The organism is Candidatus Thiodiazotropha sp. LNASS1 (genome assembly GCF_964212655.1).
In the GTDB taxonomy this organism is placed as follows: Bacteria; Pseudomonadota; Gammaproteobacteria; order Chromatiales; family Chromatiaceae; genus Thiodiazotropha.
Genome location: NZ_OZ156465.1, coordinates 1,633,797 through 1,649,454, shown reverse-complemented (window position 1 = coordinate 1,649,454; position 15,658 = coordinate 1,633,797). Strand labels below are relative to the sequence as shown.

General features: G+C 53.9%; 15 protein-coding genes. 10 read left to right on the top strand and 5 right to left on the bottom strand.

Annotation, left to right across the window (positions count from 1 at the left end; genetic code table 11):
• Positions 1 to 23: 23 nt before the first annotated feature.
• The 3 genes from modB to sixA all read left to right on the top strand — a co-directional run bounded on the left by modB (position 24) and on the right by sixA (position 2,319).
• Complete coding sequence (gene modB / locus AB8516_RS07140) at positions 24 to 701, top strand: molybdate ABC transporter permease subunit (protein WP_108295382.1); 678 nt, start codon at positions 24 to 26, stop codon at positions 699 to 701.
• The gene (gene modC / locus AB8516_RS07135; protein ID WP_369159400.1) at positions 698 to 1,771 is read left to right on the top strand and encodes a molybdenum ABC transporter ATP-binding protein; all 1,074 of its coding nucleotides are present in this window, start codon (positions 698 to 700) and stop codon (positions 1,769 to 1,771) included. Before modB ends, modC begins: the two co-directional genes overlap by 4 nt.
• An 83-nt stretch (positions 1,772 to 1,854) precedes the next feature.
• The gene (gene sixA, locus AB8516_RS07130) at positions 1,855 to 2,319 is read left to right on the top strand and encodes a phosphohistidine phosphatase SixA (protein ID WP_369159398.1); all 465 of its coding nucleotides are present in this window, start codon (positions 1,855 to 1,857) and stop codon (positions 2,317 to 2,319) included.
• A 9-nt stretch (positions 2,320 to 2,328) separates the two neighbouring features.
• Here the strand turns inward: sixA and AB8516_RS07125 are convergent, their stop codons facing one another.
• Both AB8516_RS07125 and AB8516_RS07120 read right to left on the bottom strand, forming a co-directional pair.
• Positions 2,329 to 3,267 carry an OmpA family protein gene (locus AB8516_RS07125; RefSeq protein ID WP_369159396.1) on the bottom strand — a complete coding sequence of 313 codons (939 nt, stop codon included), beginning with the start codon at positions 3,265 to 3,267 and terminating at the stop codon, positions 2,329 to 2,331.
• The gene (locus AB8516_RS07120) at positions 3,264 to 3,512 is read right to left on the bottom strand and encodes a hypothetical protein (protein WP_369159394.1); all 249 of its coding nucleotides are present in this window, start codon (positions 3,510 to 3,512) and stop codon (positions 3,264 to 3,266) included. Before AB8516_RS07120 ends, AB8516_RS07125 begins: the two co-directional genes overlap by 4 nt.
• Positions 3,513 to 3,861: 349 nt before the next feature.
• On the opposite strand from AB8516_RS07120, the gene AB8516_RS07115 reads away from it, so the two are divergent.
• The gene (locus tag AB8516_RS07115; protein ID WP_369159392.1) at positions 3,862 to 5,121 is read left to right on the top strand and encodes an OprD family outer membrane porin; all 1,260 of its coding nucleotides are present in this window, start codon (positions 3,862 to 3,864) and stop codon (positions 5,119 to 5,121) included.
• 23 nt (positions 5,122 to 5,144) lie between these two features.
• On the opposite strand, the gene AB8516_RS07110 is transcribed toward AB8516_RS07115, so the two are convergent.
• Entirely contained in the window at positions 5,145 to 5,516 is a 372-nt protein-coding gene (locus AB8516_RS07110; RefSeq protein WP_369159389.1) for a NifB/NifX family molybdenum-iron cluster-binding protein, read from the bottom strand.
• Between the two features lie 134 nt (positions 5,517 to 5,650).
• Here AB8516_RS07110 and dsbB point away from each other — a divergent pair, with 134 nt between their 5' ends.
• The 3 genes from dsbB to AB8516_RS07095 all read left to right on the top strand — a co-directional run bounded on the left by dsbB (position 5,651) and on the right by AB8516_RS07095 (position 8,482).
• Positions 5,651 to 6,157 carry a disulfide bond formation protein DsbB gene (gene dsbB / locus AB8516_RS07105; protein ID WP_369159387.1) on the top strand — a complete coding sequence of 169 codons (507 nt, stop codon included), beginning with the start codon at positions 5,651 to 5,653 and terminating at the stop codon, positions 6,155 to 6,157.
• A 208-nt stretch (positions 6,158 to 6,365) separates the two neighbouring features.
• Positions 6,366 to 7,313: an acetoin utilization protein AcuC gene (locus tag AB8516_RS07100; RefSeq protein WP_369159385.1), complete on the top strand. Its 948-nt coding sequence runs from the start codon at positions 6,366 to 6,368 to the stop codon at positions 7,311 to 7,313.
• Positions 7,314 to 7,696: 383 nt separating this feature from the next.
• The gene (locus AB8516_RS07095; protein ID WP_369159383.1) at positions 7,697 to 8,482 is read left to right on the top strand and encodes a DUF2189 domain-containing protein; all 786 of its coding nucleotides are present in this window, start codon (positions 7,697 to 7,699) and stop codon (positions 8,480 to 8,482) included.
• A 362-nt stretch (positions 8,483 to 8,844) separates the two neighbouring features.
• Here AB8516_RS07095 and AB8516_RS07090 read toward each other — a convergent pair whose 3' ends face one another.
• Together AB8516_RS07090 and AB8516_RS07085 are read right to left on the bottom strand one after the other, a co-directional pair.
• Positions 8,845 to 9,639 carry a hypothetical protein gene (locus tag AB8516_RS07090; RefSeq protein WP_369159381.1) on the bottom strand — a complete coding sequence of 265 codons (795 nt, stop codon included), beginning with the start codon at positions 9,637 to 9,639 and terminating at the stop codon, positions 8,845 to 8,847.
• Positions 9,636 to 12,062 carry a Lon protease family protein gene (locus AB8516_RS07085; RefSeq protein WP_369159379.1) on the bottom strand — a complete coding sequence of 809 codons (2,427 nt, stop codon included), beginning with the start codon at positions 12,060 to 12,062 and terminating at the stop codon, positions 9,636 to 9,638. Before AB8516_RS07085 ends, AB8516_RS07090 begins: the two co-directional genes overlap by 4 nt.
• Before the next feature lie 245 nt (positions 12,063 to 12,307).
• Here AB8516_RS07085 and AB8516_RS07080 point away from each other — a divergent pair, with 245 nt between their 5' ends.
• From AB8516_RS07080 to AB8516_RS07070, 3 genes are all read left to right on the top strand, one after another.
• The gene (locus AB8516_RS07080; protein ID WP_369159377.1) at positions 12,308 to 12,808 is read left to right on the top strand and encodes a BCAM0308 family protein; all 501 of its coding nucleotides are present in this window, start codon (positions 12,308 to 12,310) and stop codon (positions 12,806 to 12,808) included.
• Positions 12,809 to 12,874: 66 nt separating this feature from the next.
• Positions 12,875 to 13,528 carry a protein-L-isoaspartate(D-aspartate) O-methyltransferase gene (locus tag AB8516_RS07075; RefSeq protein ID WP_369159375.1) on the top strand — a complete coding sequence of 218 codons (654 nt, stop codon included), beginning with the start codon at positions 12,875 to 12,877 and terminating at the stop codon, positions 13,526 to 13,528.
• Positions 13,529 to 13,585: 57 nt separating this feature from the next.
• Entirely contained in the window at positions 13,586 to 15,412 is a 1,827-nt protein-coding gene (locus tag AB8516_RS07070) for an adenosylcobalamin-dependent ribonucleoside-diphosphate reductase (protein ID WP_369159373.1), read from the top strand.
• The last annotated feature ends 246 nt before the right edge of the window (positions 15,413 to 15,658 follow it).

Below are 15,658 nucleotides of genomic sequence, written 5' to 3'. Positions count from 1 at the left end.
CAAAACCAACTACGGAGCTGAGCATGGCATTCGACTGGCAACCCGTCTGGCTGACTCTCAAACTGGCCAGCACCACAACCCTGGTGCTGCTCATCGTCGGTACCCCGATTGCCTGGTGGCTGGCGCGCACCCATGCCTGGTACAAACAGGCCCTTTCGGCGGTGGTTGCACTGCCGCTGGTGTTGCCGCCCACCGTGCTCGGATTCTACCTGCTGATCATGCTCGCCCCAGATGGGCCTGTAGGACGCCTGACGGAGGCACTTGGTATCGGTAGTCTGGCCTTTACCTTCGAAGGGCTTGTGTTCGCCTCGGTGCTCTATTCGCTGCCCTTCGTGGTACAGCCGCTGCAGAATGCATTCGAGGCCCTTGGGCCGCGTCCGGCAGAGGTGGCCGCCACCCTGCGCGCTTCCCCATGGGACCGTTTTGCGACTGTAGTGATACCGCTGGCGCGATCAGGCTTTCTTACCGCCGCGGTCCTCTCCTTTGCCCACACGGTGGGCGAGTTTGGTGTGGTGCTGATGATTGGCGGGAGCATCCCCGGCGAGACCAGGGTGTTGTCGGTGGCGATCTACGAACAGGTTGAGACCCTGGAGTATGGCCAGGCCCACCTGCTGGCTGCCGGTATGCTCGCCTTCTCGTTCCTTGTACTGATGACCCTCTACCTGGTCAATGGACGTATTACCCGGAGTCATCAGCCGTGAGTGGTATCGAGGTCAATCTGAAGCACTGTTTGGGTGGCTTCGACCTGGAAGTGGATTTCACTGCGCCGGCACAGGGTGTCACAGCCCTGTTCGGTCCTTCGGGATCGGGCAAAACCAGTGTGTTGCGGGCCGTGGCCGGTCTCGAACGCACAACCCAGGGCGTGGTGCGGGTCAATGGTGAGACATGGCAGGATGAGAACCGGTTTCTGCCGGTCCATCGGAGGCCCATCGGTTATGTATTCCAGGAGGCGAGTCTCTTTCCGCATCTATCGGTGCGGGAGAATCTGCAGTATGGCATGCGCCGGGTATCCGAAGCACAGCGGCAGATACCCTTTCATGATGTGGTGGAACTGTTCGGGATATCAACACTCTTGCCGCGGTCTACAGCCCGGCTCTCCGGCGGTGAACGCCAGCGGGTCGCCATCGCCCGCGCCCTGCTCACCAGCCCGCGACTGTTGCTCATGGATGAACCGCTCTCCGCCCTCGATCATGCGGCCAAACAAACCATAATGCCCTATCTGGAGCGGTTGCACGATGAGTTCGCCATCCCCTCCTTGTATGTCTCCCACGACCCCAATGAGGTGGCCAGGCTCGCTGACCATATGGTGGTGTTGGATAGCGGGCGAGTCACCGCACAGGGCGAGGCCGCGCCACTGTTGACGCGGCTTGATATGCCCCTGTCGGGCTACGATGACGCCTCCGCGCTGCTGGTGGGCAACGTTACTTCCCACGACCACAGCTATCATCTGACCTGGATAACTTTGCAGGGCAACAGGATTGCCGTACCCCGGGAGGATCTGCCGGTGGGCCGCCACGCCAGGGTACAGATCCAGGCCAGGGATGTCAGCCTGTCTCTCAGAGCCCATACCGACACCAGTATCCTCAACATCCTGCCGGTGCGGGTCATCGACACCCGCGACATCAGCCCCACCCAGGTGCTGGTGCGCTTGGAACTGGAGGATGGCCAGACACTGCTGTCACGCATCACCCGCCGCTCCGCCATGGGTATGGGGATTCGTGAGGGGATGCAGCTCTATGCACAGGTCAAGAGTGTGGCGTTGCTGACCTGAGATGGTTTTGAAAGAATCAACAAGAAATATCGGATGGGCGGGTGTTGATCGAATCACACGAGGCTTATGAGTTTGGGGGTGACATGAAACTATATCTCGTACAGCACGGTGAGGCATGTAAAAAAGAGGTCGATCCCGATCGACCCCTGACTGACCGGGGCAGGGAGGATATTGATCGGCTCGCCACCTTTCTTAAACAGGCCGGTATTCGCCCAGACAGGGTGGTCCACAGCGGAAAGCTGCGCGCTATGCAAACAGCTGAGCGTTTGACCAATGCGATTGCGCCGGGATTAACGCTGGAAGCAAATGGCGGTATTAACCCAAATGACGATCCCAAGGCGTTTGATTTGCATAAGCAAGGCGGAGGTAAAGGGATAATGGTTGTCGGTCATCTGCCGTTCATGGCGAAGTTGGTTTCGCATTTGCTTTTCGGGGATAAAGACAAGCCGATCATTGCCTACCAGCCAGGCAGCGTCGTCTGCTTGGAACGCATGGATGATGTGAGTTGGCGGGTCAATTGGATCATAAGACCGGAGTTGCTTGGGTAAACCGGCGGGTTACTTGAGCCGCGACACGAGCTCAACGCGCCGGTTCAGTCTGCGTCCGTCAGTACCCGTATTGGTGGCCACAGGGGAGAGGGGACCGACACCATCTGCCTGCAGCCGGTTGGCGGCCGCCGGCAGCTTGGCGATGATCGCCTTGACGACGGCGTCCGCGCGCGCCTTCGATAACGTGAGGTTGTTTGTAAACTTGCCCTGGTCGTCCGTATGGCCAACCACATAGAAATAGCGTTGCGGATTCTCCTGCAGATAGCTCACGATTGTCGCGAGTGTCGCTGCGGAATCCGGGCGGATATTCGCGCTGCCGGTATCGAAACGAATACCATAGATTGCGACACGCCCTTCGCTTGCCATCTTGTTGCGCATCGCATCGAGATTCAGAGACACCGTGCCCTGTTCCATCGCCGCGGATTCAATCTGTTCAATCGCATAACCACCGCTGCGGCTCGTAAAGACGGCAATCAACACATCGGTCTGGTCGATCGTCTTGCGTGCGACAAGGTATTCCTGTGCCTGGGTTGAGATCTGTGCGACAGTGCCGACCCCGGTCTTACCGCCCTTGCCGGCGTAAGGACGTTTGAGCATGCCGTTCTTGCCGGCGGTATTCAGGTCGCGCACTTTCAACTCACCCTGGCGGGTATCTTCGATCAAGGTAAGGACCTTGAATCCCGCTGCCTTGAATTCATTCTCGAAACTTTTGATCACCTCGTAATTGCTTTTTTCATCCGGTTTCTTAAACAGGCGACTGTGGATCCGGCCGTCAATGGTCGCCGGTTTGGCATCTGCCGCGGCGGAAGGCAGGTAATGGTACTTCACGAAGTCGGCCTTGTATTCGCCAATCGGTGTACTCCCGGAAAACGGCGAGACAAGGTCGGCAGCCGATACCGGAGTGGTAAGTGCGAACAATACTGAGACAATAACAAATATCATTTTCATCGTTGTTCATCCTTAACTGTTTCGCCTTTACATGCCATCACCTGTGTCACGTAGTCGGGTACGGTCTCCGCAAGTTTTCCGCAGGCTTGGGCTTTTTCGCCCGATCTGATGGGCTCGTTTACACATTCGCAGATACTGTATTTCCGCTCGCCGGCACCTGAACCTGCACTAGTATCTTCTTCATCGCTGTTGGAACAGCCAAAGAGCAACAATACAGGGATAAAGAAAACAAGCGTTTTATTCATAGTTGGTACTCGACATCGTAAGTTTCCATGGGGAGCGGCTTGCCATGCGGTGTACGGCCTCAGGTGTCGTGTATCGCAGATCAAGTAAAGGATAGCACTGATCAGTGTGTCGTAAGTAGTGCGAAACAAATTGCAAACGATAATCATTCGTATTAATATTGCCCCGGCTAATGAGCATAGCGGCTTCACGGTGGTATGAGAAAGGAGTGAAACTGCGTACATCCTTAGGCTTCATAAGACACCGCGGGCATCGCTAGGCAAACAGTTCATCTTTTCAAATATTAAGCCGATCGGCCTGCCAGCAGACGCCAGCCAGCCTTAACTTAAACTCTGAGTGGGATATTGAGTTATGCAAAAAACAAGACTGACTAGGTTCGGTGCAGAGAGTGTGCCTGCTGGGATCTTCTTTGACGAACGGAAACGGGTTTTTAATCCCCTGTTCCGGGTTGTTGGCGCCCAGAATAAGAATATCGTTCCCCTGCCTGTGAGGTGTCACCGCAATCCCTTTTTGCCAGATGGTGAAAGATCGTTTATCAAGAGGATGGTCCAGGTAGGATTGTTGTCCGGAGTGCTGTTTGGTCTCTCGGGGGTGGCCACCGTACAGGCCGATGAGGGTGTCTTTGGAAACCTCAGGGTAGCTGTTATTCATGCCGAGGATGAAGACGGCAATGAGACGGACGGCTCCGCCATTGGCGGTAAACTCGGCTATATCCGTCAGACCTGGAAGGGATTGAGCGCCGGCGCAACCTTCTATACCACCGGGGAGCTGTTCGATGATGAGAACAGCGATTTTTTCTCCTCGGAAAACGCCAGCTACGCCATTCTGGGCGAGGCCTACATCCAGGCTGAGTACATCAACACCGCGCTACGTGTCGGTCGCTTCGAGCTGGATACACCCCACGCCGATACCGATGATATTCGCATGGTGCCGAATACATTTCAGGGGCTGTTACTGAGCAATAACGATATTGCCGGTACCACCCTCTATCTGACCCATCTCGATAAATGGGCCGGTGTCGATGCCGATATTCCGGAAAGATTCCGGGAGTTGAACGGCGACGACGGCCTGACTGCGGTCGGTGCCGTATTCGAGGCCATCGAACAACTGGCGCTGCAGGGCTGGTACTACCAGGGTAGTGATTTTGCCAAGCTGTTCTACCTGGAAGGCATGTATGAGACCGATGCCTTCAGTATCGGTCTGCAATTTGGCTCGCAGTCGGATGATACCGGCGATGAGTCAGGGCCTGATGGTGATGTTTGGGGTATCACCGGCAGCTATGCTCTGGCGGATTTCACAATCACCGCCGCGTACAACGATGTATCGGGTACGGTGACCAATGGTTTCGGTGGCGGTCCCTATTTTACCTCGGCAGACGACCATACCATTGACGGTGTCGAGGACCAGGAGGCAACGGCATTCGGTATCGAGTATGCGGGTGTCGAGGCGCTGGCAGTGGGCGTGCTGCATGTGGATTTCGATCAGGGTGCAAACGAAACCGACTACTACGCGGTATACGACTTGAATGATCATCTGGGTCTGGAACTGATCTACACCGACATGCACGAGGACGGTGACTTCGTCAGGTTGATGGCCAACTACGGCTTCTGAATTCGCTCCGCCACCTATCCTGTTCAAGGCATGATTGGCGGATGGGGCTGGCCATGGGCATGCGCTTCAGATGGCGGCAGGGGTTTGCCTTCTATCACCGCCGTGACTGCTGTCAGAGGGTCTTGTTCGCTGGTAACAATGACTTCGACACCAGCACCCCTCATGCGTCGGACAAATCCCTGTCCACTGCCGCCGGTTATCAGGTAATCCATCTTAAAGATTGGATGGTCATCCCCCCTGAACTCATGCATCGACATCTGCTTCGGCAGATTGAGGTGGGCCAGTTCATGGGCCTGGCCTGTTTCCGGGTCCTGTTCATAGATCAGGAAGCGCCTTGTCTTGCCGGCGTGTTGAGTGATGGTGCGGAAATTCTGACTGGTTACTGCAATTTTCATATGACGATCAGCATACTGCCCATACGATCTGTCCGGCATTGAAAATGATCAATGGCTGATTAGCGGGATATTATTTGGATAGTGACATGGATGGGCTACTATAGGAATCCCAGACATTAATTTAAAAAAAGTTTATGTTGTTCATTCAAAAACGCCTGCCATGGCTGTTACTGGCAGTGAGCGCACTTATCCTGGAGGCTGCAGCGCTCTATTTTCAATATGGCCTGGAGCTCGATCCCTGTGTCCTCTGCATCTATCAACGGGCTGCGGTGATGGGGATCTTCGTCTCGGCGCTTATCGGTATGAGTGCCCCCACTTCGTCGATCGCCAGATGGATCGGCTATATCGGCTGGGGTGTGGCGGCGGGCTGGTGTCTCTATCTGGCACTGGAACTGTCCGGGTTGCAACTGGGTATCGTTCAACCTTCGCTGAGCTGTGATGTCAATGCCAAGTTCCCGGCTTGGTTCAAGCTGGATCGATGGCTGCCAGCGGTGTTTCAGCCGACAGGTTTCTGTGGCGATATTCAATGGCAGTTTCTCGGTTTGAGCATGCCGCTATGGATGGTTGTTATCATGACGCTGCAATTGATTGTCTTGGGAGTAGTGGTGTTGATTGAATTGCGAGCCATGCTGAACAGATAAACAAACAATGTTGTCGGGCATAAGCTGATGTTATGTAACAGAGGGTGTGCTTCCGTTGGTTGCCCATTTATATAATATATCGGCATCGAAAGACTATTTATGAGTTATTTCAATTCATCCATTGCTTGAGCCTGTCGTTTGTTATCTTGCCTATACTTGAAATAGACAGATCGTCACAGGGGGCTGAATATCAAAGTGGGTGGTTTCTATGAGCGATAAACCGGTCACTATCTATTTCGGTGAGACCCTGGGCCGCTATGGTTTTGGTGACGGGCATCCCTTCGGGCCCGACCGTATTCAGGCCTTCTGGAAAGAGACGCTCAAGCAGGGATTAGACAAACAGGTATCTATCGCTACGCCACAGCTGTGCAGTGAGCAGGTGTTACTCCCATTCCATACCCAGGCCTATATCAATCGGGTCAAGATCCAGTCGGAGAGCGGCCACGGTTACCTCGATGCCGGTGACACCCCTGCCTTTGAAGGTGTGTATGAGGCCGCCTGTACCGTGGTTGGTTCAGTATTGGATGGTATGCAAGCCATCCTTACCGGGAGACACCCAAAGGTGTTTGTTCCCATCGCAGGCCTGCACCACGCCCGGCGGGATTCGGCAGCCGGTTTCTGTGTCTTCAACGATGCCGGGGTGATGATCGAAAACCTGAGGCTCAAACACGGCATTCGTCGTATCGCCTATATCGATATCGATGCCCATCATGGCGATGGCGTGTATTATGCCTTCGAATCAGACCCCGATTTGATCTTTGCCGATATCCATGAAGATGGCCGTTATCTCTATCCAGGCACTGGAGCGGTGGAAGAGACCGGCAAGGGAGAAGCCAAAGGCAAAAAATTGAACGTACCCTTACCGCCGTTGGCCAATGACGCCCATTTTCATCGTGTTTGGCCGTCGGTTGAGGCGTTTATTCGACAGGGGAAACCGGAATTGATCATACTTCAGGCGGGCGCCGACAGCATCCAGGGTGACCCGATCACGCATATGGAGTTTACTCCTGCCGCGCATGAATATGCCGCGGGCCGGCTGAGTAGACTAGCCGATGAATTCTGTAACGGTCGTATGATTGCACTGGGGGGAGGTGGGTATAACCGTTCCAATCTGGCGTTGGGGTGGAATGGTGTTGTCAGGGCAATGTTGGCATGAATCCTACAATGAATCCCATATGGATACGGGGTCAGTCGGCGAGTGGAGTGTGGATGGTTGCTGAGCCTTAGACGTTTTGTACAACAAGATTGTCTCATATCTGTCTCTTGTTAAAAGGTAATAATCGATTGGTTATATTCAGGGCAGCCAGCTGAAAATCACCCTTGTCGAGATTTAATTACACAACCTACAAACAACAAGCTAAACTAGACGCACGACCAATAAAGATAATAGCTTCGTCAAATACCATTCAGTCACGTGGTTTTTTTGCGGGCCAGCATAATCAATTACTAATGTTAAGCCTTGTAGGCTTTTTAGGCACGTTGTTGATGCCTGAATTTAATAAAAACTTAAGCATTAGCGTTTTTCTCGGAGGCTAGAAGATGGAGACCACAGCAAATACAGGCAGCACCCGGTGGCATGAACTCGTTGTCAATAAAATAAAATTTACCGAACCTTTCATGTGGTTGGCGAAAGGTTGGAGGGATATGATTGACGCGGCACGATACAGTCTTACCTATGGTGCCGTTATAGTACTGATCAGCGGTCTGCTCACATTTGTGCTGTTTTCAACAGACAGCATGTTTCTGTTGCCATTTCTCGTTGCCGGTTTTTTTCTGGTTGCTCCATTCCTGGGTATCGGTCTATATCAGATGAGTGCCCACCTGGAAAAAGGGGAGCCACTTAAAACCTGTAACGCACTGGAGGCGTGGAAAAGCAATCATACCCAGATCAGCATGATCACTGCAGGTTTTTTCATCATGATGCAGCTGTGGATAGCCTTGAACTATGTTCTTTTTTCCCTGCTCTACGAGGGTCTTTCGCCGCCGCTGGACAATTTCTTCAGTAATGTTTTTCTTTCCGAAAAGGGAAGAAACTTTACCATAGCAAGCATTATGGTCGGTTTTTTCTTTGCCTGGTGGGCCTATATGATCAGCGTAATAACGGTGCCTATACTTATCGACCGCAAGATTGACGGATTCACCGCGATTCGCCTCAGTGTCAAATCCGTTCTGCAAAACATGCCAGCGATGATGCTCTGGGCATTTATGATTGTAGTGATTGTAGGATTGGGGCTGATGACCTACTTCGTAGGATTGCTTATTGCTTTACCCTTGGTCGGACATGCAAGCTGGCATGCCTATCGTTCTTTGGTGCCATCGGATTAGTGTGGGTGTCTTGTCTAAGGTGTCTAAGGTTTTTTTGTTGAGCCTTTATTAAGCACAACGCTTAAGAGTTATATCCCGTTTCTAAGGGCCGTTTGAAAAAAACTGTCTTCAATTTAACACTCAGCAAGAATCTGAGCATCAGGAGTATCATATAGGTAAAGATCTAAAAGCGATCAGTAAATACAGGTGGTCTCAGATCAAGCGTCCGCTTACCTGTGACGACACCAAGCATCAGCAGCAGAGTGATGTGCGACAGGAATGTGAATAGCCCGATCACAACTGTTGCCAGGTCTGCATGTAAAATCACGCCCAGCGTCAACTGAAATTCAGATGCCCGCTCGATGGTCTGATCTGTGCATCGTCTATTTGCGTACCAACACTGTGGGGTAGGGCAAACACTCAAGTATTTGCTTGATGGTGGGTCCCTGCAGCAATGGACTCTGTTCGCTGATCATCAATAAGTCGCATGCGGATCCCTTCAATTGATTGGCCAGGGCTACAGGCTCCAGGTCATTGATATACACAACGTTGATGTGTTGATGTGGATCCTGTTGCGACAGGTAACTCTGCAGGGCTGCATCCTGGGGTGTCTCATCATCCGGAATGAGAAACAGGGTTATTGCAATATCGGGACTCTTTCCAAGCTCGGTGATCGTTTCCAGCAGCTTTTGACTGGCCATGCCGGCATCGAGTATGGCCCCAACCTTAAGGGGCGTGGATACCGAAGAGGTCTGTCGCGTCTGGGTGGATAGGAGGCGTGAAGTGAGGGCGCCCTGGTTGCCCATCAACAGCATCTCGGAGTCTGTTGCCAGCTGTTGCAGATCGCTATCGTACTCACCACGCCAGACCCGAAAGCTCCAGTTCAATCCGGCACGTCTGGCTGATTCCTCCAGGTCATCGCGGGCATGTTTCGCAATCGCCCGCCATTCCCGGATCAGCCTGGCGGGGTCAAGGCGCGCCTCATTCCGGCTGTCTATACGCAGTTCGCGCAGAAAGGGAAGGCCGGTGATCCGGAACAGCGCATCGTCTTCAACGAATACCCCTTCCAGCTCTGCCTGCAGCAATGAGGCGATGGTTGTACCGAGCGACAGCAACTCCCTGCTCTGGGGTTTGTCGAGCAACACAACGGTGATGCGGCGACGGGTAGGGGAGTTCATTGATCCTCTCCGGTTACCATGATGGCCATTTCACCCGTTGACTGCATGCGTTCCGAAAAGCGGATCAGGCTCGCCTCCACGCGGCCGTTGACGCTGTCCTCGGGAAACTCGCCATTTTCGTCCCGCGTGCCGGCGGGGGCGCCGGTCAGCAACGCAATGCCCTGGTCGATGTTATCGATGGGATAGACGGCGAACTCGCCCACTTTCACTGCCTGCACCACATCCTCGCGCAGCATCAGATGTTTGATGTTGGCAGTGGGGATCAATACCCCCTGGTCACCACTCAAACCCCGCGTCCGGCAGATGTCGAAGAAACCCTCGATCTTTTCATTGACCCCGCCGATGGCCTGAACCTCTCCCATTTGGTTGACGGATCCGGTGACGGCAAACTGCTGTTTTATGGGGAGGCCTGAGAGTGCCGAGAGCAGGGCGTAGAGTTCGGCGGACGAGGCACTGTCGCCCTCGACCCCGCCGTAGGACTGCTCGAAGACCAGACTGGCGGAGAGTGACAGCGGGTAATCCGGCACATAGCGTCCGGCGATGAATCCGGAAAGGATATAGACGCCCTTGGAGTGGATCGGACCGCCCAGTTCCACTTCCCGCTCGATGTCCACGACCTGGCCTTTGCCGAGTCGGGCGCGGGCGGTGATGCGGTTGGGGTGGCCGAAGCGCTGATCACCGAGCAGCATTACAGAGAGACCGTTGATCTGACCCACGACTTCACCGTCGGTGGCAATCATCAAGGTGCCTCGGACAACCTCATCCTGCAGTCGCCGCTGTACCCTGTCAGCGCGGTGGATCCGGGCCTCGATGGCTTGTTGCACATCATCCCTGGAGATCAGTTTATGCTCTTGTTCACCGGCCCAGAAGTCGGCCTGCTGGATCAGGTCGGTGAGGGAGCGCATGTGGCTGCTGAGGCGTTCGTTGTCGTCTGCCAGCCGCATGCTGTGATCGATCACCCGCGCCACCGCGTACCTGTCCAACGGGCGCAGTTTGTGCTGTCGTGCGAGGGTGGCGACCAGTTGCCCATATTGGTGCTCGTTGTGACTGTCGCGCACCAGGTCATCGTCGAAATCCACCGCGACCTTGAACAGCTCGTCGAACTCCGGATCGAGGGCCTGCAGCAGATAATAGATATGCCGTTCCCCGAGCAGCACAACCTTGACTTGCAGTGGAATCGGTTCGGGTTCGAGGGATTGGGTACTGATCAGGCTGGTGATCTGGGCCAGGGATTCAATGCGTATTTCACCCGATTGCAAAACCCGTTTCAGGGTCTCCCAGGCAAAGGGTTGGAACAGCAGCTTGAGCGCGTCGAGAATCAGATAACCGCCATTGGCCCGATGTAGGGCTCCTGGCCTTATCATGGTGAAATCGGTCTCCAGCGCACCCAGATGAGCGCGATGTTCGATGCGGCCCACCAGATTGTTGTAGCCTGGCAGATCTTCATAGACGATCGGTGCGCCGCCATTGGCCTCGTGAGCCAATAGCAGGTTGACCCGATAGCGGTAGTGCCAGGGCGGCCCTTCCTCCTGTTGGCTCAAGGGGAGGCCGAACAGTGTGGGTTTGCGTTCATCGCGGGGGAGGAACTGCTGATAGTTATTGATCACGTCATCCTCTACCCGGTCCAGATAGACGATGACTGCCTCGTTATCCCGATATTTCTCCCGCACCGCATCGATCAGGTGGTGTACCGCCGAAGCGGTCATTTCCCTGTTCAGTTTGCTGATCTCCTCCCGCGCTTCTTTCTGCCACTGGGGGATGGCGTGCAGGGTTCTACGCAGCTCCTCCTGTAGCGCTTTGACATCCTTTTCGATCGCCGCCTGTTCCTTCTCCGGGAGTTTATGGAACTGTTCCGGACCAAGGATCTTGTCATTCTGTTTTGGCCCCAGAGTAAAGCCTGTCGGGGTGTTGATCAGGGCGATATGCTTCTCCTCCGCCTTTTTCTGCATCGCCGCCATGGCATTTTCCTGGCGTTCTTCGAGTCGGTCTTCCTTGGCCTGTCTGCGGGTATGGTATTCATCGCTTTCGAATACCAGGGGTATCGCCTCCTGCAGGCCAATGACAAGCTGCTCCATCTCCTCCTTAAACATCACCCCTTTACCGGCAGGCAGGGAGACCGCACGAGGTTTGCGGGCATCACTGAAATTGTTGACATAACACCAATCGGACGGGATGGGACGTTCCGCTGCCAGGGCCTTGAGAAATTTCCTGACCATAGCGGATTTTCCCGCGCCGGCAGGACCCAGTGCATAGAGGTTGTAGCCCTTATGTTCGACCCCGAGGCCGAAATGGAGTGATTCGGTGGCCCGTTCCTGGCCGATAAAGCCCTCCAGATCCTTCAGTTCATCGGTGGTGTCGAAGTTGAACTGATCCGGGTCGCAATGGCGGCGCAGGGTTTCGGGGGGCAGTGCGCGAGTGGTCATATCAAGACTCCTTGTGGCACACAATCATCATTGGCGTGAACGAGACGGTTCACAACCAGTCTGGAATTCCAGTCCCTATAAAAATTGTAGACCCATGCTGAGGTGGCAACATGACCTGACGCAGTTTAACCTTACCAGTCTCATTGACATTGATAGGGAGGTTGATCGCCGACCACAAGCTACAATTAAGGTAGAACAACAAGAAAAAGAGCACATTCACGCCATCTCACCAGGAGGTCGCCATAATGTCTCAAAATACAACCTACACATCAGTCAAGAGAAGGGACAGACTACTCAAGGAAAGAAGTATTGATGCCTATCGAAGTGAACGTAAACTGCCAGACCCCACGCTATGCCAGATATGTGGTGCGGTGTTTACAGGTGGACGTTGGCAGTGGTGTGAGGTTCTCCCCATAGAGGCCAAAGAGACCCGCTGCCCTGCCTGCCAGCGCATCCATGACAGGGTGCCAGCCGGATATCTAACCCTCAGCGGCGCCTTTTTCAATGAGCACAGAAAGGAGATCATGCGGCTGATTCACAATCATGTTGAAAGGCAGCGGACCCGGCATCCACTGCAGCGCATCATCGATACACATATGAAGGAATCCGGCGATATGGAGATCACATTCACGGAATTTCATCTGCCGAAAGGGGTTGGCGAGGCGCTGAAAAATGCCTACCAGGGAGAACTCCAGATTCACTTTCCGGAGGCATCCGGGCAGGTGCGGGCCAGTTGGTCGCGCTGAGGTGCAGGGAGACGAACGGGTTATATGGTAAACAGGACGTTCTGTGGAGGGCCACAGGTTGCAGTGATGTCAGATCAGCTCCAGATGATAAGCGATATCGAGCGGGAAGTTGCCTACACACGACATATGATTGGTCGTTCCGCATTCAGTGGACCGGTGATGCAAGCGATCCGTGAAGTACCCAGAGAGGCCTTCGTGCCGGCAGCAGAACGCCGTTTTGCCTATGACAACGGCCCCCTCCCGATCGGTTGTGGACAGACCATCTCACAGCCCTATATCGTCGCTTTGATGACTGACCTTCTTGAGGTCGACGAGGGTGCCGTGGTATTGGAGATCGGTACCGGTTCCGGCTATCAGGCCGCCGTCCTCTCCAGAGTTGTGAAACATGTTTACACGGTGGAGATCATCGAAACCCTTGCCATGCAGGCCACTGAAACCCTGGCAAGTCTGGGATACGACAATGTCTCCTGCCGATGTGTTGACGGCTATTTCGGCTGGCCTGAACATGCGCCCTACGACGCCGTTATTGTTACTGCCGCTGCGCAGGAGATACCACCTCCACTGATCGAACAGTTAAAGCCGGGCGGCCGGCTGGTGATCCCTGTTGGGCATCCTTATGGTTACCAGGATCTTATTGTTGTGGATAAGAGTCGGAGTGGTGAGGTCAGTGAAAAGAGTATCCTGGGTGTGGCTTTTGTGCCATTGACCCGCAGTGGATAGCGTCCGGGAGTGAGGTCGGCTCGCTAATCACGATACAAAGAAAGTGAGTTGATACTTATGACACAAACTCCTTTCCAAACACAGATCGCCCGTTTTATCTGGGATAGCAAATATCGCTACCGTCTTCATGGCGAGCCTGTTGACACAACCATCGCTGATACCTGGCGGCGGGTGGCAACAGGGGTTGCTGGTGTTGAATCGCAACACCAGGATGCATGGCGTCGCCGGTTTCTGAAAATCCTGACAGATTTTGATTTCCTGCCGGGGGGGCGGATCCTGGCGGGAACCGGTGTGGCCCATGACGCCACCCTTTTCAACTGTTTTGTAATGGGGTCGATCGAAGATTCCCTGGAGGGTATTTTGGGCGCTCTCAGGGAGGGGGCATTGACCATGCAGCAGGGTGGAGGGATCGGCTATGATTTTTCCACTCTACGCCCGTACGGTTCACCGGCGAAACGAGTAGGGAATATCGCATCCGGACCGGTATCCTTTATGCGTATCTGGGATGCCATGTGTGACACATTGGTGTCGACAGGGTCCAGACGGGGCGCCATGATGGCGAGCCTGCGCTGCGACCATCCGGATATCGAGCGTTTTATCGATGCCAAGCATCAGCCTGGAGAGTTGCGCCATTTTAATCTTTCGGTTCAGATCAGTGACCGATTCATAACGGCAGTCGATAAAGATGAGGAGTGGCCGCTGCTGTTTCCCGTGAAAGCGATGGCGGATAGTAGCCGCACGAATGGTGCGATTATAGAGCGGGCCTGGAGTGGTCGTCATTCCACCGAGCCCTGTCTTGTAGTACGTATTGTTAAGGCCCGTGAATTGTGGGAACGGATCATGCGGGCAACCTATGAATATGCCGAACCGGGGGTACTGTTCATCGATACCATCAATCGCATGAACAATCTCTCCTTTCGTGAGCACATCAGTACAACCAATCCCTGCGGGGAGATCCCCCTGCCGCCCTATGGTGCATGTAATCTGGGATCTGTGAATCTGTGCCGTTTCGTGAAGGCACCGTTCAGTAAGTCTGCCAGCTTTGATCTGGCTGCAGTAGCACAAACCGTAAAGGTGGCGGTCCGATTCCTGGATAACGTCATCGATCTGTCACGCTTCCCGCTACAAGCCCAGCAGCAACAGGCACAGGGTACAAGAAGGATCGGTCTGGGTATCACCGGTTTGGCGGACAGCCTTATCATGCTCGGTTTGCACTATGCCGATGAGAGGGCCAGGGAGGAGGCGTCAAGGATCATGGCCGAGATCTGTCATACAGCTTACCGGACTTCCATTGGGCTGGCGAAAGAGAAGGGTGTTTTTCCCTATTTCAAACGGGATAGTTACCTGCAAAGCCCGTTTATTCACGCCTTGCCGGATGACATCCAGCAAGGCATAGCGGAACAGGGAATCCGCAACAGCCATCTGACCGCTATCGCGCCGGCCGGTACCATCAGCCTGTTGGCGAACAACGTCAGCAGTGGGGTGGAACCGGTATACGCTTTTAACTACCAACGTAAAATCCGGCGGCCGGAAGGTGGTTACCAGAGTTATGATTTGAGCGATTTTGCCTGGCAACGCTGGCACCTCCTCCATCCGGGCAGGCCGGTGCCCGCTTATTTTATCGATGCAGGCGGTTTGACACCGAAAGATCAATTGACGATGCAGGCCGCACTACAGCCCTACATTGACAATGCCATAGCAAAGACCGTGAATGTTCCAGTTGACTATCCCTTTGAGGTGTTCAAATCACTCTACCGGTTGGCGTTTGGTATGGGCTTGAAAGGATGCACCACGTTTCGCCCCAATCCCGTTAGCGGGATGATTCTCTCTGCCGGACGTACTATGGATCATCATTGCTCCGATTATGCGTGTGAGGCGGATTAATTTCGACAGGTCCTAACCTATTGACATTCTATTCTAGTGGCCTGTCTCAGCTTGATACGTCAATATGACTTAATTTCAGACCATGATATCGAGGTCGACAGCGAGATGAATGAAGATGCATAGTCTGTTTCATATCTCCACATCGGCATAAGATCCACCAATCCCCACCTTTCCAATCTACTGGTAACCAGCTTTCCAGTTGTCTCCTCAGAAGTAACGAATCAATTACATCCGATTGATTGTGCA

Bases quoted from the DNA above. Each gene is read 5' to 3' on its own strand.
- modB (WP_108295382.1), top strand. From the start codon at position 24: ATGGCATTCGACTGGCAACCCGTCTGGCTGACTCTCAAACTGGCCAGC.
- sixA (WP_369159398.1), top strand. From the start codon at position 1,855: ATGAAACTATATCTCGTACAGCACGGTGAGGCATGTAAAAAAGAGGTC.
- AB8516_RS07125 (WP_369159396.1), bottom strand. From the start codon at position 3,267: ATGAAAATGATATTTGTTATTGTCTCAGTATTGTTCGCACTTACCACT.
- AB8516_RS07120 (WP_369159394.1), bottom strand. From the start codon at position 3,512: ATGAATAAAACGCTTGTTTTCTTTATCCCTGTATTGTTGCTCTTTGGC.
- AB8516_RS07115 (WP_369159392.1), top strand. From the start codon at position 3,862: ATGCAAAAAACAAGACTGACTAGGTTCGGTGCAGAGAGTGTGCCTGCT.
- AB8516_RS07110 (WP_369159389.1), bottom strand. From the start codon at position 5,516: ATGAAAATTGCAGTAACCAGTCAGAATTTCCGCACCATCACTCAACAC.
- dsbB (WP_369159387.1), top strand. From the start codon at position 5,651: ATGTTGTTCATTCAAAAACGCCTGCCATGGCTGTTACTGGCAGTGAGC.
- AB8516_RS07100 (WP_369159385.1), top strand. From the start codon at position 6,366: ATGAGCGATAAACCGGTCACTATCTATTTCGGTGAGACCCTGGGCCGC.
- AB8516_RS07095 (WP_369159383.1), top strand. From the start codon at position 7,697: ATGGAGACCACAGCAAATACAGGCAGCACCCGGTGGCATGAACTCGTT.
- AB8516_RS07090 (WP_369159381.1), bottom strand. From the start codon at position 9,639: ATGAACTCCCCTACCCGTCGCCGCATCACCGTTGTGTTGCTCGACAAA.
- AB8516_RS07085 (WP_369159379.1), bottom strand. From the start codon at position 12,062: ATGACCACTCGCGCACTGCCCCCCGAAACCCTGCGCCGCCATTGCGAC.
- AB8516_RS07080 (WP_369159377.1), top strand. From the start codon at position 12,308: ATGTCTCAAAATACAACCTACACATCAGTCAAGAGAAGGGACAGACTA.
- AB8516_RS07075 (WP_369159375.1), top strand. From the start codon at position 12,875: ATGTCAGATCAGCTCCAGATGATAAGCGATATCGAGCGGGAAGTTGCC.
- AB8516_RS07070 (WP_369159373.1), top strand. From the start codon at position 13,586: ATGACACAAACTCCTTTCCAAACACAGATCGCCCGTTTTATCTGGGAT.